Annotated in this window: 17 protein-coding genes; 10 read left to right on the forward strand and 7 right to left on the reverse strand. The window is 60.0% G+C overall.

Features of this window, described 5'->3' with window-relative positions:
• Nucleotides 1-111: 111 nt before the first annotated feature.
• The 3 genes from MOE34_RS02550 to MOE34_RS02560 all read left to right on the forward strand — a co-directional run bounded on the left by MOE34_RS02550 (nt 112) and on the right by MOE34_RS02560 (nt 4,133).
• Nucleotides 112-2,475, forward strand: coding sequence for a phosphoketolase family protein (locus MOE34_RS02550; RefSeq protein ID WP_242220720.1), 2,364 nt, complete (start codon nt 112-114; stop codon nt 2,473-2,475).
• A gap of 161 nt (nt 2,476-2,636) precedes the next feature.
• Nucleotides 2,637-3,482 carry a universal stress protein gene (locus tag MOE34_RS02555; protein WP_242220723.1) on the forward strand — a complete coding sequence of 282 codons (846 nt, stop codon included), beginning with the start codon at nt 2,637-2,639 and terminating at the stop codon, nt 3,480-3,482.
• A gap of 90 nt (nt 3,483-3,572) precedes the next feature.
• Complete coding sequence (locus tag MOE34_RS02560) at nt 3,573-4,133, forward strand: DUF1269 domain-containing protein (protein ID WP_050746385.1); 561 nt, start codon at nt 3,573-3,575, stop codon at nt 4,131-4,133.
• Between the two features lie 277 nt (nt 4,134-4,410).
• Here MOE34_RS02560 and MOE34_RS02565 read toward each other — a convergent pair whose 3' ends face one another.
• Nucleotides 4,411-4,647 carry a DUF2934 domain-containing protein gene (locus MOE34_RS02565; protein WP_082342741.1) on the reverse strand — a complete coding sequence of 79 codons (237 nt, stop codon included), beginning with the start codon at nt 4,645-4,647 and terminating at the stop codon, nt 4,411-4,413.
• Between the two features lie 660 nt (nt 4,648-5,307).
• On the opposite strand from MOE34_RS02565, the gene glgP reads away from it, so the two are divergent.
• From glgP to MOE34_RS02600, 7 genes are all read left to right on the forward strand, one after another.
• Nucleotides 5,308-7,812: an alpha-glucan family phosphorylase gene (gene glgP, locus MOE34_RS02570; protein ID WP_242220725.1), complete on the forward strand. Its 2,505-nt coding sequence runs from the start codon at nt 5,308-5,310 to the stop codon at nt 7,810-7,812.
• 78 nt (nt 7,813-7,890) lie between these two features.
• Nucleotides 7,891-8,097: a hypothetical protein gene (locus MOE34_RS02575; protein ID WP_050746383.1), complete on the forward strand. Its 207-nt coding sequence runs from the start codon at nt 7,891-7,893 to the stop codon at nt 8,095-8,097.
• A 270-nt stretch (nt 8,098-8,367) separates the two neighbouring features.
• Entirely contained in the window at nt 8,368-9,669 is a 1,302-nt protein-coding gene (gene blh, locus MOE34_RS02580; RefSeq protein WP_242220727.1) for a bifunctional sulfur transferase/dioxygenase Blh, read from the forward strand.
• Nucleotides 9,669-10,088, forward strand: coding sequence for a YeeE/YedE family protein (locus MOE34_RS02585; protein WP_242223715.1), 420 nt, complete (start codon nt 9,669-9,671; stop codon nt 10,086-10,088). The genes blh and MOE34_RS02585 overlap by 1 nt, the downstream gene beginning before the upstream one ends.
• A complete protein-coding gene (locus MOE34_RS02590) occupies nt 10,085-10,513 on the forward strand; it encodes a YeeE/YedE family protein (RefSeq protein ID WP_050746380.1) in 429 nt (142 codons plus the stop codon). Before MOE34_RS02585 ends, MOE34_RS02590 begins: the two co-directional genes overlap by 4 nt.
• 3 nt (nt 10,514-10,516) lie before the next feature.
• Complete coding sequence (locus MOE34_RS02595; RefSeq protein ID WP_242220729.1) at nt 10,517-11,296, forward strand: sulfite exporter TauE/SafE family protein; 780 nt, start codon at nt 10,517-10,519, stop codon at nt 11,294-11,296.
• A 73-nt stretch (nt 11,297-11,369) separates the two neighbouring features.
• Complete coding sequence (locus MOE34_RS02600) at nt 11,370-11,711, forward strand: carboxymuconolactone decarboxylase family protein (protein ID WP_050746407.1); 342 nt, start codon at nt 11,370-11,372, stop codon at nt 11,709-11,711.
• A gap of 140 nt (nt 11,712-11,851) precedes the next feature.
• Here the strand turns inward: MOE34_RS02600 and MOE34_RS02605 are convergent, their stop codons facing one another.
• The 6 genes from MOE34_RS02605 to MOE34_RS02630 form a co-directional block, all read right to left on the reverse strand.
• On the reverse strand, nt 11,852-12,247 hold the full coding sequence (locus tag MOE34_RS02605) for an ArsR/SmtB family transcription factor (RefSeq protein WP_050746378.1): 396 nt from the start codon (nt 12,245-12,247) through the stop codon (nt 11,852-11,854).
• Nucleotides 12,244-12,864 (reverse strand): peroxiredoxin, encoded by a 621-nt coding sequence (locus MOE34_RS02610; protein WP_242220731.1) that lies wholly within the window; start codon nt 12,862-12,864, stop codon nt 12,244-12,246. Before MOE34_RS02610 ends, MOE34_RS02605 begins: the two co-directional genes overlap by 4 nt.
• A gap of 909 nt (nt 12,865-13,773) precedes the next feature.
• A protein-coding gene (locus MOE34_RS02615) for an IS630 family transposase (protein ID WP_242220734.1) occupies nt 13,774-14,834 on the reverse strand; the annotation gives its coding sequence in 2 pieces (ribosomal slippage) (nt 13,774-14,342 and nt 14,342-14,834; 1,062 coding nt in all).
• Nucleotides 14,800-16,725 carry a recombinase family protein gene (locus MOE34_RS02620; RefSeq protein ID WP_242220736.1) on the reverse strand — a complete coding sequence of 642 codons (1,926 nt, stop codon included), beginning with the start codon at nt 16,723-16,725 and terminating at the stop codon, nt 14,800-14,802. Before MOE34_RS02620 ends, MOE34_RS02615 begins: the two co-directional genes overlap by 35 nt.
• Before the next feature lie 79 nt (nt 16,726-16,804).
• Nucleotides 16,805-17,644, reverse strand: coding sequence for a recombinase family protein (locus tag MOE34_RS02625; RefSeq protein ID WP_242220738.1), 840 nt, complete (start codon nt 17,642-17,644; stop codon nt 16,805-16,807).
• A gap of 177 nt (nt 17,645-17,821) precedes the next feature.
• Nucleotides 17,822-18,595 (reverse strand): hypothetical protein, encoded by a 774-nt coding sequence (locus MOE34_RS02630; RefSeq protein ID WP_242220741.1) that lies wholly within the window; start codon nt 18,593-18,595, stop codon nt 17,822-17,824.
• Between the last annotated feature and the right edge of the window lie 206 nt (nt 18,596-18,801).

An 18,801-nucleotide genomic window follows, 5' to 3' on the forward strand; every position in this document is an offset into this window, starting at 1 on the left:
CTAGAAACTGGACCAGCAGCCATATCGCTTTAGTCATCAAGTGTTGACCCGCAACTTTGCCGCCGTTAAAGGAAGAATGCACGGAGAAAAAGTTCACACCAGGAGGCAAATATGGCGCTTGATACCGGACATCTTTCACTGATCGACCGGTATTGGCGAGCGGCCAACTACCTGTCCGTCGGCCAGATTTATCTCCTCGACAATCCGTTGCTGAAAGAGCCTCTAAAGCCAGAACACGTCAAACCCAGGCTTCTCGGTCACTGGGGCACGACACCGGGCCTGAACTTCATCTACGCGCATCTCAACAGGATCATCACCGAGCGCGACGAGAATATCCTCTACATCTGCGGGCCTGGCCATGGCGGCCCGGGCATGGTGGCCAATACATGGCTGGAAGGCACCTATTCCGAGATTTATCCGGAGGTCGGCCAGGACGGGACGGGCATGAAACGGTTGTTTCGGCAGTTCTCGTTTCCGGGCGGCATTCCAAGCCATGTCGCACCTGAAACGCCGGGTTCCATCCATGAAGGTGGCGAACTCGGATACGCCGTCGCGCATGCCTATGGGGCGGCGCTGGACAACCCCGATCTGGTCGTAGCTTGCGTGGTGGGCGATGGCGAGGCCGAAACCGGTCCGATCGCGGCGGCGTGGCATTCGAACAAATTCATCAATCCGGCGCGCGATGGCGCGGTGCTGCCGATCCTGCACCTCAACGGCTACAAGATCGCCAATCCAACCGTGCTTGCCCGGCTGTCCGATGCCGAACTCGAGCACCTCTTCATCGGTTACGGTTATGAGCCGCTTTTCGTCGAGGGCAGCGAGCCTGCCGAGATGCACCGCCAGATGGCGGACGCACTCGACACCGTCTTCGACCGGCTGACTGAAATCCGCAAGCAGGCCCTGGTGTCAGCAGCGCGGCCGCGCTGGCCGATGATCATCCTGCGCAGCCCGAAGGGCTGGACCGGGCCGAAAGTCGTCGACGGCAAGATGGTCGAAAATCATTGGCGGTCCCACCAGGTCCCGGTCGCAAATTGCCGTGAGGACGAGGGCCACCGCACAATTCTCGAAGACTGGCTCAGAAGCTATGATCCGGCTGATCTCTTCGACGAGAACGGAGCGCTCAAGCCGGACCTGAAAGCCCTCGCGCCACGGGGTGCGCGCCGCATGGGCGCAAATCCGCATGCGAATGGCGGCTTGCTGCGTAAGGAACTGCATACACCAGACTTTCGGCAATATGCGGTGCCGGTATCGAGCCCGGGTGCTGCTGAAGCACAGGCGACCAAGGTTCTCGGCGACTATTTGAGGGACGTTCTGCGTCTCAACGAGAGTGAGCGGAATTTTCGTGTCTTCGGGCCGGATGAGACCGCTTCGAACCGGCTTCAGAGTGTGTTCGAAGCCACCGACAGGGTCTGGATGGCCGAAACATTGGAGAGCGACGATCATCTGTCACCCGACGGTCGGGTGATGGAGGTGCTGAGCGAGCATCTCTGCCAGGGGTGGCTCGAAGGCTACCTGCTCACCGGCAGGCACGGCTTCTTTTCCTGCTACGAAGCCTTCATTCACATCGTCGATTCGATGTTCAGTCAGCACGCCAAATGGCTGAAGGTTTCGCGCGATCTCGAATGGCGCAAGCCGATCTCGTCGCTCACTTACCTGCTTACCTCCCACGTCTGGCGTCAGGATCACAATGGCTTTTCCCATCAGGATCCCGGATTTGTCGATCTGGTCGCCAACAAGAGCGCCGAAATCGTCCGCATCTATCTGCCGCCCGACGCCAATACGCTCCTGTGGGTCGGAGACCATTGCCTGAAGACCTGGGATCGCGTGAACGTCATCGTGGCGGGCAAGCAGCCTGCGCCGCAATGGCTGACCATGGAGGAGGCAGAGCAACATTGCGAGGCAGGGCTCGGCATATGGGACTGGGCCGGCACGGAAGAGGGGCTCGACCCGGATATCGTGATGGCCTGCGCCGGTGACGTTCCGACGATGGAGACGCTCGCCGCCGTCGACATATTGCGCCAGCTCCTGCCGCACCTGCGCATCCGCGTGGTCAACGTCGTCGATCTGATGGCGCTGCAATCGCCCCGGCACCACCCGCACGGCTTCTCGGACGACGCGTTCGATAGCATATTCACACGCGACCGGCCGGTGGTGTTCGCCTATCACGGCTACCCGTATCTCATTCACAGGCTGGTCTACAAACGCACCAATCACCCCAACGTCCATGTGCGGGGATTCATCGAGGAAGGCACGACGACGACGCCCTTCGATATGGCTGTCATGAACGAACTCGATCGCTTCCATCTGGCGATAGAGGCAATCGAACGCCTGCCGGCGCTGAAAGACAAGGCTGCGGACCTCGTGGCAAGCCTGAGGGAGCGGCTCGCCGCACATAAAGCCTATGTGCATGAACACGGCGAGGACATGCCGGAAATCCGTGACTGGAAGTGGCCTTATAAACGCACGGCGGGTTGACGATGGTTCGAGACTGATATCGGCAAAGGGTCTGCGATGGACCGCCTTCAGCAGCATCTGAGCGCCATGCAGGCGGCTTTCACAGCGCCATTGATCATCAGTTGTTGACTCATGGGGGATGATCGTTAGTTTAGCTCTGTTTCCGGCGGCATGAGGATGGAATGAATAGGCCAAAAGATATTGTGGTTTATATCGATACGGCGGATGTTTCGATCTGCCGGATCCATATCGACTATGCTGTAGATCTCGCGCGCTCATGGGACGCGCACGTGATCGTTGCTTTCGTACCAGAAGATTTAATCTCCAATCCCTCGCATGGCTTTGCCCGAGGGGCTGCGATTGAAAGCATGCTCGCCGCCTACGAAGCACGCAGGCACGAGGCCAACGAGCGGCTGCGCGCACTCCTGGCGGAGGTGACGGCTGCAACCGGTGTCCAGTGTGAACTGAGGATATGTTCCGGCGAAACGGGTGAGGCGCTGATGCTGCATGCTCGTCATGCCTCTCTGGCGATAGTCGGAACCGGACGGGAACCCGCTCGCGCGGAAACGGCTCTCACGGTTTCGGAAGATATCATCTTCGCATCCGGGCGTCCGTCGATCCTTCTGCCTCCTTCGTGGCAAAAGACCGGTTTGCCCGAAACCATCGTCATTGGCTGGAATGCCAGCCGGGAAGCGGCCCGCGCCGTCGCCGATTCCATGCCTTTCCTTGCTGCCGCTCGAGCCGTGCACGTCGTCGTTGTTCCCGAGCCCAAGGTCGCGCGGCTTTTGGGAGAAGACCCCGGCAGCGATATCTCTCTTCATCTTGCGTGCCACGGCATAAAAGTGACGCTCGACCACCTGGAAGGCGGCAATGCCGGCGAGCTTATTCTGGCCCACGCGGAAGACCTCAGGGCGGAGATGGTTGTGATGGGCGCCTATGGGCAATCGCGGATCACCGAGTTCGTCTTCGGCAGTGCTACACGCACGCTGTTAGCCAGTCCGAAGGTTCCGATCTTCCTTTCACGATAAGTCTTGCCACCAGGCATGATCGAGTTCGCCCGATACTCGAGCTCAAGGCGGTATTCAAAAAAACAGACTATACCAGAGGAGTAGAAAATAATGTCCGATCTCGTTGTCATCGGTTTTGACACGGTTGATGAAGCCGACAAGGTGCTTCTCAAACTCGTTGCGCTGAAGAAGGAATATCTGGTCGATCTGGAAGACGCCGTGATCGTCGTTCGTGACGGCGACGGGAAGGTCCATCTCAAGCAGAGCATCAACCTGACAGCTCTCGGCGCTACATCAGGTCTCCTGTCGGGTACGCTGTGGGGCGGCCTGGTCGGCCTGCTGTTCCTCAATCCTCTTGCCGGCATCGCAATCGGCGGCCTGACCGGGGCCGGTCTCGGCGCCCTGTCCGGGTCGCTTGCCGACTACGGGATCGATGATGCCTTCATCAGGTCGCTGGGTGAGACCATTCCAAACAATTCCTCTGCGCTGTTCGTTCTTGTACGGAAGGTTCAGCCTGAGAAGGTCCTGGCCGAGTTTGAAGGTTTGCGGGGCCGGGTGCTCAAGACCTCCCTTTCGCCAGAACAGGAGGAGAAACTGAAAATCGCGCTGTCGGAAAGCTTGCCAGGTTCGGGTGCCGATCCCGCCGCGAACGCCATCAATAGTCGATTGTAACAAGCGCCGCGAGCCAGATCCCGGTGATCATCATTGCGACGAACGAGGAGCAGAGCCACCGATGCTATGCGCTTCCTGAGTAGGTGAGATATGGAGGCGGTCTTCGATTTGTGCGGGAAACGTGGGCTCGTCGTCTGCCAGCAAATGAGATGCCCATTGCTGTCGGCTGCGCGACGGCAGTCCGTGCTGTCGGCGCAGACCTCACGATCACCTGTCTGGATGAAAGGGCGGCTCCGTTCGCCGACTGCCTGCGTGCACGCCTCAAGAAGCCGTTTTCCTATTCCGGCGTTTTTCCTGGCGATCTGGACTGTCTCTTGACGGCCGCCTCCCCACTACCGGTATCCTGAACCGGGACAGGGGCACTGGGCGAGCTCTCTCCATCTGTTTTGACCAAAGACAGATATTCATCCATGGCTTGAAACCAGTGGTCGAGTTCTTTTCCGTTCGGGCACCCTTCCGCTTCCCATAGCTCATGTGCGCGATTGCGAATCCAGTTCTCATCAATGTCCGACATCTGATCTTCTTCCTCAAGTGTTTGGATTGTTACTGCGGTTGTAACGGATCAGGCAGGCCAATATCCGGTCATGCGCCTCCACTTTCTCGGAATATCTGCGCCACCGCCCACCGGTCGATTGGAAAAGGGAGCTAGCCTGCCCCTTCGAGCAAGTCATCGATGTGACAGAATCTAAATCGGAACCCCGCCAAGCTGGTGTTGGAAAGGTCTTCACAGGAAATTGCCAACATCCTTATTTGACGGCAATTTAGATTAATCATCACTCGATGACAACAGGAATCATCGGCCGATGATAACTTCTGTCGCGGAGCCTTGGCCCCAAGCGCCCAACGATATGAATCTTTGTCAGTGGTGATGCGCTTGGCGGCGACCAGTGGGAGCGGAACAAGGATTTCGTGCCCAGTGATAGGAAGAATCACTGTTCGAGGATGTCTTCGCCCATGAGCGCGTAGATGAGCGACGATCGCCGAACATTTCGGCCTTCCACGGACGCGACTGCCGTCATGTGGCTACCCTCGCGATCCCCTCCGCGCTTTCTGATTGATTTTAGTCAACGACTGATGACAAAGCCATCTATAGAGTTCAAGGTGCTTTAAGACGGACGGATATTGAGATCCGCAGAAGAGTTCGCTTTCAGTTTTTCTAGTTTCGGAGGAGTGCATGGACGGGCAGCCGGAAGAGACAAGCGGGTTGCTCGCCCTTCGGGAGCTGGCGCTCGACCTGCATTGGTCCTGGAACCGCGCCTCCGACCGGCTGTGGAGGGAGCTCGATGCCGAAACGTGGGAAACCACGGGCAATCCATGGGGTGTTCTCCACACCGTCTCGCGCTCCAAAACAAGGGCTCTTCTTGCTCAGTCCGATTTCAGGCAAACTATCGAAGCATTGCTGAAGGAGAAGCGGGAGGCTGCAAACGAATCGAGATGGTTCCAACAAGCACACCCAGCCTCGCCGCTGAAAACCGCAGCCTATTTCAGCCTGGAGTTCATGCTGACCGAAGCCCTGCCGATCTATTCGGGCGGGCTGGGCAACGTGGCGGGAGATCAGCTGAAAACCGCCAGCGATCTCGGCGTGCCGGTCGTCGGGGTGGGCTTGCTTTATTCACAAGGCTACTTCCGCCAATCGATAGGGCGGGACGGTAGCCAGGAAGCCCTCTACCCGGTCAACGAGCCGGATCAGCTCCCAATCCAGCCGTTGCGTTCCGCCGATGGCGAATGGTTGCGACTGCAAATCGACCTTCCCGGATGCAAGCTCTGGATCAGAACCTGGGAAGTCCAGATCGGACGGCTGAAGCTTTACCTGCTGGACATGAACGATCCCGCAAATCCCGCGACGTATCGATGCATCACCAGCGAGCTTTATGGCGGCGGCCCCGAGACACGCCTGATGCAGGAAATGATATTGGGAATGGCCGGTTGGCAGCTTCTCCGCACACTCGGGCTCGAACCGCAGGTCTGCCATTTGAATGAAGGGCATGCGGCCTTCGCTGCTCTGGAGCGCATCCGCTGCTTCCGGGTCGACCATGACGTATCTTTTGCCGAGGCTCTGGCAGCAACACGGGTCGGCAATATTTTCACCACTCATACCGCCGTTGCAGCCGGTTTCGACCGCTTCGCTCCTGAACTGATCACAAAATACTTCCGGTCCTATGCCGAAAATCATCTCGGCATCGCCATCGCCGACTTTCTGGCCCTCGGCAGGAGGGATCGCAACGATGATCTTGAGCCGTTCAACATGGCTTACCTCGCGATCCGTGCGAGCGGCGCAGTGAACGCCGTCAGTGCGCTCCACGGAAAGGTCAGCCGGTCGCTGTTTCAACCTCTCTTCCCTGGTTGGCCGACCGACGACGTGCCCATCGGGCATGTAACGAACGGCATACATGTTCCGACATGGGACTCGGTTCAGTCCGACGCCCTGTGGACCGAAGCCGCCGGCAAGGATCGCTGGCGTGGCGATCTGACCGGGCTGGAAACCGGCATCCTCAAGCTCGACGTCCAGCAAATCTGGCGAATGCGCAATGAATCGAGGCAAAACCTTTGCGATCAGGTTCGCAAGCAATATCTGCGCCAGCGCGTGGAAGACGCGGAGATCGGCGGTGGGCTCGACGCCGCCCGTGGGATCTTCGATCCGCATGCTCTTACCCTCGGATTTGCGCGCCGCTTCGCAACCTACAAACGTCCTGCTCTTCTGCTGCGCGATCCCGACAGGCTGGCCCGCATCCTGACCGATGCCCGGCACCCGGTCCAGCTCGTGCTGGCCGGCAAGGCGCATCCCCAGGATGCCGAAGGCCAGGCGTTGATCAAGGCCTGGAACGAATTCGCCAAGCGGCCGGAGCTGGCATCCCGGCTCATCTTCCTGCGCGACTACAACATGCGCCAGGCCGAATGGCTCGTTCAAGGGGTCGATGTGTGGATCAACACACCGCGCCGGCCCTGGGAAGCCAGCGGCACCAGCGGCATGAAAATCCTTGCCAACGGCGGGCTCAATCTGTCGGAACTCGATGGCTGGTGGGCGGAGGCCTATGAACCCGAGGTTGGGTGGGCCATAGGCGACGGCGAAGAGCACGGAGACGATCCGGCTGTTGACGAGGCGGAAGCGGATGCACTCTATTCGCTCCTGGAGGACGTCATCGTTCCCGAATTCTACGACCGCAATCAGGATGGCATTCCCACTCGCTGGATCGAGCGTATCCGTGAAAGCATGGCCCGCCTCGCGCCACGGTTTTCGACAAATCGCACGGTCCGGGAATATGCGGAGAAATTCTATCTTCCGGCCGCCGTGGCCTATGAGGCGCGCACGGCGGAAGGCGACAAGGTCGCGCGCGAACTGGCGCGATGGAAACAGGACCTCAACAGGCTCTGGCCGCATGTGCGCTTCGGTGCCGTGAATACGCAAGAGGCTGAAGACAGCCGCTTTTTCTCCGTTGAAGTGTATCTCGGCGAACTGCCGCCGGAGATGGTCAGAGTGGAACTCTACGCCGAACCGGCGGCGGGAGAAAAGGCGTTCGCCGCGGTGATGACGGGACAGGATTCGGGTCAGGGCTCTTATCGATACCGCGCCTCCATTCCCCCGAACCGACCGGTCTCCGACTTCACGCCGCGCATCGTCCCCCACCACCCGCTCGCCCTCCTGCCTCTGGAAGATACAAGGATCGCCTGGCAGCGATAGGGAAGGGTCGGCAATGGGCGCGATACGCACGTAAGACAACGCAAATATCGAACAAGTGACGCAAAAAGAGGAGATGTGATGATGTTCAGTTCCAAATCTTCGAAGAAGAGTGACAAATCCGGCCAGTTCATTGTTGAAGTCAGGAAGCCGAAAAAGAGGCTCGTGCGTCCAAATGATGCATCCTCGCAAACCATCCAGCGCCGGCAAGACAGAAGCGCCGCGAAGGCGGATGTGAGGGACGCATCGGTGTTCCGCTCCTGGGCGATGCCGGAAGAGGCGGAGTGATACTTAGCTCGCGAAAAAGGTTCGGCCACAGATATGCCGGCAACTACGTTGGCGTCGATATCGACTTCCATCGTGTCGTTTTAGCGCGGCCCCAGCCGTGACGGCTGCTGCCCCTTCACCAACGATAATGATCCCGCGCCTCAACTCCGACACCTGAACTGCTCGGACATCCTGAACGGCCATTCAAGGCGCTCCTCCCACTTGCAGAATTACATATCTGGTTTTATGTAAGTGTGTAATTCGTATTTGCAGGTGTCAAGGAGCCGCCCGATGAAACCGATACCGGTCACAGAGAAGGTTTCCGTCATAGGGCAGCTTCAACCCGAAGAGTTCGTTGAGCTCGCCCGGCGCGGTTTCAAGACGATCATCAACAACCGGCCGGATGGTGAAGAGGCTTCGCAGCCGGGGACAGCGGCAGAGGAAGCCGCCGCGAGAGCGGCAGGTCTCGACTATGTCTTCATCCCGGTGACGAGCAGCAACATGCGGCCCGAAGACGTCCGACGCTTCGCAGAGGCGATCGTTGTGTCGGCCGGTCCGGTGCTTGCGCACTGCCGATCCGGGGCCCGGTCCTTCTACATGTGGGTTCTGGCCGGTGACGCCGACGTCGTGGGCCTCAGCGACGACGAATTGATTGCCGTCGCCAGCGAGATCGGCATTGCGCCCGACAGTGCCCGCGACTGGCTGGCCGCGCATCGACACACCGGCAAGCCAGAGATCAAGGGCTTCTACGAGAAGCGCACCGGCAGCATTCAATATGTCGTCAACGATCCCGCGACGAAGAAATGCGCCATCATCGATCCGGTGCTCGATTATGACGAGAAGTCAGGATCGACCAGCACCGAGCAGGCCGATACGATTCTCGCCTACATTGCGGAGAAGGGCCTTACCGTCGAGTGGGTCCTCGACACCCATCCGCACGCCGACCACTTTTCCGCGGCCCGCTACCTCAAGGACAAGACCGGCGCTCCGACAGCGATCGGCGCGCACGTCGTCGATGTGCAGAAGCTCTGGAAGGCGTTCTACAACTGGCCTGACTTCCCGGCTGACGGCAGCCAATGGGATCGGCTCTTCACCGAAGGCGACACATTCAAGGTCGGCACGACCGAGGCGAGAGTGATGTTCTCGCCAGGGCACACGCTTGCTTCGGTCACCTATGTCATCGGCGACGCCGCTTTCGTCCATGACACGCTGTTCATGCCGGACTCCGGAACTGCACGCGCCGATTTCCCGGGCGGCAGCGCAAAAGTGCTCTGGAAGTCGATTCAGGACATACTCGCCCTTCCTGACGAAACCCGCGTCTTCACCGGCCACGACTATCAGCCCGGTGGGCGCGAGCCGTTGTGGCAAAGCACCATTGGCAAGCAGAAGCGCTCCAATCCGCATATCGCCGGCCAGACGGAGGAAAGCTTCGTCAAATTACGCGAGGAGCGCGACGCGACCCTGCCGATGCCCAAGCTCATCCTGCATGCGCTGCAGGTGAACATCAACGGCGGCCGGCTTCCCGAGCCAGAGGGTAACGGCAAGCGCTACCTGAAGATCCCGCTGGACGTGCTCGAGGGGGCAGTCTGGTGATGGACGCCTATTTCGCTCCCCTGGCCGGCGGCGTGCTGATCGGCTTGTCGGCCAGTCTTCTCATGCTGCTCAACGGCCGCATCGCCGGAATCAGCGGCATCGTCGCCGGGTTGTTCGGCCATCGTGGCGAGCGCTTGGGTCATGACATCGCCTTCGTCGCCGGCCTTCTTCTCGGTCCGCTGACCTATCTCGTCATCTTCGGCACTGCGCCACAGGTGGTCGTGACAGCGTCCTGGCCGTTGCTGATCGTCGCCGGCCTGCTTGTCGGCGTCGGCACGCGCATGGGTTCCGGCTGCACCTCCGGACATGGCATCTCGGGACTGGCACGACTGTCTCCCCGGTCCTTCACGGCGGTGCTGACCTTCCTTGCGACCGCGATCCTGACCGTGCTCGTCATGTGGCTCGGAGGCTGGCTATGACAGCGGCCATGCGCATCCTGATGAGCCTTGCCGCCGGTCTTCTGTTCGGCCTCGGCCTCGCGATCTCCGGCCTCCTCAATCCCGCAAAGGTGAAAGCTTTCCTCGACGTCACCGGTGCATGGGACCCGAGCCTGATCTTCGTTCTCGGCGCCGGCGTCGTCGTCGCCTTCATCGGCTACAGGATGGCCTTCGCGATCAAAAAGCCTCTGTTCGACGATCAGCTTCATCTGCCGACCAAGACCCGCATCGACCGCCCGCTCATCATCGGTTCATCGATCTTCGGCGTCGGCTGGGGGTTGGCCGGCTTCTGCCCCGGTCCTGCAATCGCATCCCTCTCGCTTGGTCTGCTGCCCGCAGTGATCTTCGCCGTCGCCATGTTCATCGGAATGGTCACCCATGATCGATTTCTGGCCGGGAAGGTGTGAGCGATGCTTGCCAATCTCGGCCCGGCATTCGCTTCGGGCGGCCTCGTCGGCTTCTCCCTCGGTCTCGTCGGGGGTGGTGGCTCGATCCTGGCGACGCCTTTGCTGCTCTACGTGGTCGGAGTAACCCAACCGCATATTGCCATAGGAACCAGCGCGCTCGCCGTATCCGTCAACGCCTTCGCCAATCTCATCGGCCATGCGAAGAGCGGCAATGTCCGCTGGCGCTGTGCGATCATCTTCGCAGGCATCGGTACGCTCGGCGCGCTCGCCGGCTCGACCCTCGGCAAACTCGTCGACGGTCAGCGGCTGCTTTTCTTGTTTGGCCTGCTGATGGTCCTCGTCGGCATCCTCATGCTGCGTCCGCGTGAGCCAGGAAGCGCTCCGGAACGTCCTGCGGATCTGCGCACCTGCCTCGCCACGGCCGCCGTCGCATTTGTCGCCGGATCGGCATCTGGCTTCTTCGGGATCGGCGGCGGCTTCCTGATCGTACCCGCGCTCATTCTGGCAACCGGCATGCCGATAATCAATGCGATCGGCTCTTCACTTTTGGCGGTCGGTAGCTTCGGGCTCGCCACGGCGCTCAACTATGCCGCTTCCGGCCTCGTCGATTGGCCCGTTGCCTTCGAGTTCATCGCAGGAGGGCTCGCCGGCGGCGTTGCTGGCATGATGATCGCCAATCGCCTGTCGACGGGCAAGAACACGCTGAATCGTATCTTTGCGGGCCTGATCTTTGTCGTCGCGGCCTACGTGCTCTATCGCAGCGCTGGCGCCTTCACGACTTGAGTCCATTTCGTACTTTCGCGGCTTCCAACGGTTTGGAGCCGCGCAGCAATATGCTTGAACACAGGAGATGACCATGATCGAAGACTGGAAAAAACTCATCGAGAATATGAATGGCGGCGTAAAGTCCCTCCGGCAGGATGCGCCCAATGTTATGAAAGCCTTCAGCGACATGTCACGGGCCGCCCATGGCGGCGAAGCGCTCGACCAGACGACGAAGGAGTTGATTGCACTCGCCATTGGCGTCGCGACGCGGTGTCAGCCTTGTATAGCCTATCATGCCGAAGGTGCCGTCAAAGCCGGCGCGAGCCGTGAGCAGATCAGCGAGACCTTGGCCATGGCCGTCTATATGGGCGCGGGGCCGTCGGTCATGTACGCGGCCCAGGCTCTTGAAGCCTGCGATCAACTCACGGGGTAGCTGTGCATCTCATTGACCTGTAGAAGCGCGATATCGTAGCGTATCCTTTCTGCCGTTGTGACGCGCTCCTGCGGCAATTCAATGCTCGGAGAGAGTGCCCCGCCTGCACACTTAAGAGTGGTTTAAGGCATGCCTTCCGGTCAACGTATTCGCACGAAGTTGGCCGCGCCCCGCACGATCCCGCTTCGCTCCGGCCGGACGTCCGGTTTGACCATGCTCAAGAGCGCCTGTTCAGGATCGCCGGCGCCGAACACCGCCTCGATGCTGCGCACACACAAGACGACGGTGTCATCGGCGAGGCTGTAATAAACCTGCTTCGCCTGCCGGCGCGTTGTCACGAGTTCTGCCTTGCGGAGTTCGGCGAGCTGCTGGCTGAGTGCTGGCTGGCCGATCCCGCTCGCCATGTCGATTTCGGTGACCGATTTTTCACCTTCGAGCAGAAGGGACAAGATCATCAATCTTTGCGGCTGAGCGAACCTGCGAAGCTTGTCGGCCGCGATATCCGCTTGCGCCCGCGATTGCCAGAGCGTCTTCATCCATCCCTCCGACAGAACCAGTCGGCTTCATCCTGAGCCTTTTCGTCGCCGGGATGAAGCAGTGGCTGGCCCGGCTGCCAGTCGGCCGGCGCCAGCTTCTCGCCCGAATAGGTGGCTTGCAAGGCCGCCACCATCCGCACCATCTCGTCGACCGAACGCCCGATCGTCAGAGGGTAATGGGTGATCGCCCGGATCACGCCTTCTGGGTTGATGAAATAGCTCGCCCGAACGCCAGCGCTGTCTTCAGACGCTTCGTCGATCATGCCGTAGGCTCGGCCTACGAGCATCGAGGGATCTTCGATGACTGGGAAGGGAATGTCGACCGAGAACAGCTCGCGGATGGCGCGGCTCCAGGCGAGATGCGCATAGAGACTGTCGACCGATAGTCCCAACAGCGCACAGTCGAGAGCCGCGAACCGGTCATGCGCCTTAGCGAGTGCAACGAACTCCGTCGTGCAGACGGGCGTGAAATCGGCCGGGTGCGAGAAGAAGACCAGCCACCGGCCCTTGAAGTCGGAAAGCCGAACCGGGCCCTGGGTGGATCGGGCTTCAAAATCCGGGGCGGCGTCGCCCATTCGCAAAGTGGGAGAGGAAATACTGGTCGATACGTCGTTCATTGAAGTCATGGTCTCGAAAGCGTCATGACGGAGTTTGTCACACGCCCGTCGGGTTGATGCAATACGATTACACAATTACACAATTTGATAAACAGATAAATAGCGATCGCCTGACGGTGGTATGGCTGTCCGTTCGCAGCAGTTCGGGAACGAACGATAACGTTCAGGACCTTGGCATTCCGATCTGATCTCGAGCCCTGAGCGGACAGAGGCCCTATGATGAGATATTGGAAGTCCACTGCTTGCCCGGCATCCGTGCGTCCCTCGATGGAAAGAGAAGCGCGATGTTTGATGCCCGGCTGTCGGTAAGAATTCAATTGGGCTTCATTGTCAGCTTCCATTTCATCTTTCCAGTACGCTCTATTGGCCTTGCAGTCGGTCCAAATTCTGACCTTCGGCTTGTCCCGAGATTGCAACGCCAATTTTTATAGATGTCAGCAAAAATTGCGTCGTGGCGACACTGGCTTATGTCCCCATCCAGATCGTGGGGCAGAAGCATTACGCCACAATATCCGAAAATTCCTTCCTCGCGAAACGGCCGAGGCTCTAATCGCCGCTGGATGACAGCTTAGTGGCAGGTCAGCGCTTACGATCTGCTGACAACGCGCCGTCATCGAAGCTGTCAGCAAGAAGCGTCCCGTAGGGCACTTCTTAAGTATTTGAGTTTCTTGGTGAAAACTGGATCGGGTGAAGCGATTCGAACGCTCGACCCCAACCTTGGCAAGGATCGGCACTTATGCCGCGGTCCTGAACAGCAAGTGAAGATGGGTGCATGCTCCCGCAACCATCTTTACCGGCGTCGATTGCAAGTTATGATCGACGCCGGTCCCCGCAACCATCTTTACTTGCTTGGGCAGCAAGTGAAGATTAGATCTTGCCCCCGCAACCACTGATACGGCCCCTCACTGATCAAAACCCATAGGCCCATTCTCTGCGCCCGATCGACATGATGCGCCAGGGCTGGCTTTCGAGCTTCCGCCAGGCATCGCAGCAATGATCGACGATGTCGTCGTATGATTTGAAGACGCGGTTTGATAACCAGTTGTCGCGCATGAAATGCCAGAGGTTTTCGACCGGGTTCAGCTCCGGCGATTTCGGTGGGAGTGGCAGAATGGTGATGTTTTCGGGCACGACGAGATTGTTGGACATGTGCCAGCCTGCCTGATCCATGATGAGGATAGCGTGCGCGTCGGCATCGACGTGTCGGGCGATTTCGGCCAGATGCTGGGTCATGGCGTAGGTGTCGCACCATGGCATGACCAGCGCCGCCGCCTTGCCGAGCTTCGGGCAGATTGCGCCGAAGATGTAGGCCGACCTTGTGCGCTGATCGTGCGGTGCTGAAGGCCGTGTTCCTCGCCTGGCCCATCGGCGGGTGATCTTGTTCTTTTGCCCGATACGGGCCTCATCCTGAAACCAAATCTCTATGCGTTTTCCTCGGGCCGCTCCAGCGGCAATCTCTGCCACTGCGGCAGGGAAGCTTTTTTAAAACCCTCAATGGCTTGAGGGTCTTGCGCGTGATGTTTGGGCCGGACAGCCAGCTTGCGATAGCCCATGGCCCGCACCTCCCGGCTCAGCGTTTGCTCGCTCACGGAAACGCGAAACTCTTCCCAAAGCCATTGCGCCAGATCGCACAGACGCCAACGAACAACGCCGTCGAGATAGGGTGTCGGCCCACGCTCGATTGCTTGCGCCAAGGCCGCACGCTGCTGATCGTTCAACCGCGACTGCGGACCGGGAGCCTTGCCATTGATCAGGCCTTGGGGACCGTGTTCGTTGAACCGCATGACCCAGTCCCGGACAATTTGGAGCGTGACGCTGCCGAGGCGGGCGGCATCGGAACGCGAGCCTCCATCGTAGATTGAGGCGAGTGCCAACAGACGGCGCGCTTGAGCGGCATCTTTCGTCTGCCGCGCCAGCCGCCGCAGACTGTCTCCATCAAAATCCACCCGTAATGAAATCCCTGATCGCATCGCAGACCTCCGGTTTGCACCAGAGATTCAGATTCACCGCACTTTGGGAAGGCCAAAGAGTCGAGGTCAGCGAGGTGGCGTATGAGACTTGCAAATTCTCCCATTCGGGATATTTGCGCAAAAGCTCCTCGGCGTAAGCCTCGAGGAGCTTTTTCTTTTTGTGCTCCGTGTCGATCTCACCCGACGCAATCCGGGTCAGCAGATCGTTCTGGGCGGCGGCGACGAACTGCTGCTGCATGATGTCGATCACGTCCATCGAGGCCATGATGTTGGCAATGTCGCCATGCACCTGCAGGCTTGCCGGCTGGTGGCCCGGTGTCTTGCCGATCACGACCGTCTGGATGAGGTCCAGCACGATCGGCATCAGCCGGCGCTTGGCCTGCTCGTCGGCATTGTTGCGGGCAAGGAAGAGAAGTTTGCGAATGGCGATCTCGGTATTGGCTGCATTGAACTGCGCCTTCAGCCTGGCGATCTTCTCCTGAAAATCCTCCGCGGCGGGCTCTTCGGCAGCGGCCAGTTCCGTGACCAGCTTCTCACGGTTGACTTCCAGCTCATCGAGATGGTCGTCGAGGATCGCAAGACGCGGCCGGCCTTCGGCATGCCGGACCTGGATCTGCTGCATCAGGCTTGCCTGCTTCGACTTGATCGTCGCAAGCTCGATGGCCAACTGGTTCTTCCGGGAGGGGACGCTCTCCAGCTTGCTCACCTCGTGTGCGACCATCTTCTGCGAAATCCGGTCAAAAATGTCGAGTGAGTAGAAGGCGGCAGGGATGCAGTTGAGGACGCGCTCTTCCAGTTCGTGGCGGGTGATCGTCTTGCTGTTGCCGCAGCAGGCGCCGCCGAGCTCGTCGATCGGCAGGCGCTTCTTCCGGTTCGTACAGCTATAACGATCCTTGCCCGAAATGGCGTAGGGACCGCCGCATTCCGCGCATTCCAGCATGCCGCTCAAAAGATATTCCGGCCGATGCGTCGCATTGAGCCGGTTGCTCTGCCCGAAATCGAACAGTTCGCCCACTTGCCTCTGCCGCTCCTTGACGCGCTGCCACAGCTCATCCGATACGATGCGCATCTCCGGGACGTCCTTGAATACCCACTCGGTGGCGTCGTTGGCACGGGCGGTTCGTCGTTCGGTCTCCGGATTCTTGCGGTACTGGCGCCTGTTCCAGACGATGCGCCCGATATAGCTCTCGTTGTTGAGAATGCCGCTGCCACGGCGGACATGTCCGCGGATCGCCGTATCGCGCCACTTGCGGCCGCGCGGGCCGGGGACGCCTTCATTGTTGAGGAGGTGCGCGATGTCGCGCGGAGACATCCCGTCGGCATAGAGCTGATAGATGCGACGAACAATCTCCGCCTTGACCGGATCGACATCCCGCAGACCCCGGATGCGGTCCCCATTGGCATCGCGCTGCTGCGATAGCTTGTAGCCGTAAGCGAGGCAGGTCGAGGCCTTGCCCTTCTTCACCGCCGTCTTCATGCCTTCGCGGGTGCGGTAACGGATCTGCTCGACCAGTTCGTGGCTGAGGGCGGTTCGCAACGCCATCTCGAGATTGGTGACCGCCTGGGCGCCATGGACGGTCCACAGGTCGATGTCGCGATACTGCCACTCCTTCAGCATCTTGAAGGCATGCTCGAGGTCGCGCGACAGTCGATCGACGGTGACACAAAGGACAATGTCGATCTGTTCGCGCCGGATATGGCCCATAAGGCTCTGGATCCCGGGGCGGAGTTGGTAGCTCGTGCCGCTGATAGCAGCGTCGGAATAGGTTGCGACCAGCTTCCAACCACGCTCCTTGACGAAGGCTCCGCCCAGCTCGATCTGCGTTTCGATCGAGACCTCGTGCTGGCGGTCGGTGGAGTAGCGGGCATAAAACAGGACGTTCTTGGTCATGGTCTGAATTCCATCTCAAGCAATATTATAGGGAACGCTGGCCGGCGGCGCCGGCCATTCTGATCTCTTGGCGAGGGCGTTACGGCGATGCCGCAGCACCTCGGCAGGCGAAATCCTGGCGCAGCTTCACGCGCCTCCACAGTTCGTCGCTGACGATCCGCAAGGCAGGCGCGAAATCGTACTCACGGCCCGGTACCCAGGACCGGCCGACATAGATCTCGTCATTGAGGATGCCGGTTCGCCGATTGCGGCCGCCGCGGATGGTGGCGTCACGCCACATCCTGCCGTGGGGGCCGGGAATGCCTTGAGCGTTCAGGGCGTCGGCGATTTTTGCCGGCGACATTCCGTCGGCATACATCTGGAAAATCCGCAGGACGACTTCGGCGGTCTCGTGTTCGAGAACCCTGAACCCGAAAATGTACGTCCCATCGGCATTGTAGGCTCCGGTGTAGCGATAGCCGTAGGGCAGGGGCACAAGATGCTCGACCTCGTAGAGGTCATCCGGCATCGGCGCCCGACGGCGCCCGCGCCCGATCGCTCCATCGGGGCTGTTGTAGTAGTAGTCGATGAGATCGGCGGCCTTGATCCGGACACCGGGATCGGCAGCCCAGACCTCGATGCCTTTCGCTTCGAGTTCATGCAACAGCCGTTCAGCGACGGCAAAGCGCGAGCACAAGCGGTCCAGCGTATGGCACAGGACGATATCGATCGATCTGATATCGACCTCTTCGAGGAGCTTGTGGATGCCGGGCTGTGCGGTGAACACGACTTCGCCGATGTCTTCGTCACGGCAGGTCAGTTCCAGTTTCCAGCCGTTCTTCCGGATGAAGGTCTCGGCGTAATAACGCTGCGAATCGGCGCAGGCGGTGCGCAGCGTATCGCTCGAATTGCGGAGGTAGAGCAGGACTTTCTTTGTCATGGGGGGCTCCTGGAGCTTCAGAAATGACTTGGGAGACATGTTAGCCTGGCGCGGATCGCTTGGGAGCCCGCGCCAGCCGCCAGTCCTTCATGGTCTAGCGGTTGTGCGTGATGGGGCGGCGCCTCGGGTGATTGCGCGGCAATAATTGCCGCGGCACGCCGGGTCGCACGGACGCGGCTAGTAACCCATCACGGCGCGGTAGGCCGCGGCGGCGCCGGTATTGCCGGAAAGACGGTTGTTCGGACGCGGCATGAGGATCTGGTCCTCGATGCTGTCGCGATTGCCCAGCCAGTGCCAGCCGGCTTCGGCCGGGCGGGTCACGAAGACCTCGTGCGGGGTGAGCCTGATACGGGTTGCTCCCGTCTCGGCCTTGATCGCCTCGCGGAAAAGGCGGATCGCCTTGCCGTTCTCACCCGCCTTCTTCGGCGCCGGGGCCCTGGTGGCGATCGCCGAGGGCGCAATCCGCTCGGTCAGCACCAGAACGCGGCTGACCCTCTTGCGGCGACCCTCGGCGTCATCGATGTCGACGACGACTCCGCCGCTGAAGACATCACAGAAGACACCGCCACTCACGGCAACGCAGTGCGTGCTGAGAGACACGACGCAAGGGTGATCGCGCTCCATTCCGGTGCGACCATTCAGATAGGCAGCAAGCGTCGGCCGGTCGGGAAGCCGGCGCCAGTGTCCGACAAATCCGAGCAGGTGCAATGCCTGCTCGATCTCGTGAGCACTCACCCATTTGACAGGCGGTGTGTATGAGAAGTCGAGCCAGCGCGCGCCGTACCGCGCCTGGCGGATGGCATCGGCGGCCTGCGACACGGTCGCGCCGGCGATGGACGCGATGACGCACAACCCGCCATACAGGCGGGACCTGGTATCCTTGACGACGTCGTGAAGGTAGCGGGGTTTGATTGCTCCGACGGTGGGAGCATGATCGATGACTTTAGGCACTTGTAGTTCCTTCGGGTCCAGAGTGGATTTTGAAGGAATGCGCTCGCCACTATGGATCCCTCAGGCGTCCGCTCGCCCTCGATCCGATCATCTTATGCCTGCTTAAAGCGCACCACACGGAATAAGGTGCTGCAGGCTGCGTCGATATCTCTGTTCATCGTACTGCCGGTCGTTTCCCGATACCGCGGCAGAGCACATCTAAGCTG

It is taken from the genome of Shinella zoogloeoides (genome assembly GCF_022682305.1).
In the GTDB taxonomy this organism is placed as follows: domain Bacteria; phylum Pseudomonadota; class Alphaproteobacteria; order Rhizobiales; family Rhizobiaceae; genus Shinella; species Shinella zoogloeoides_B.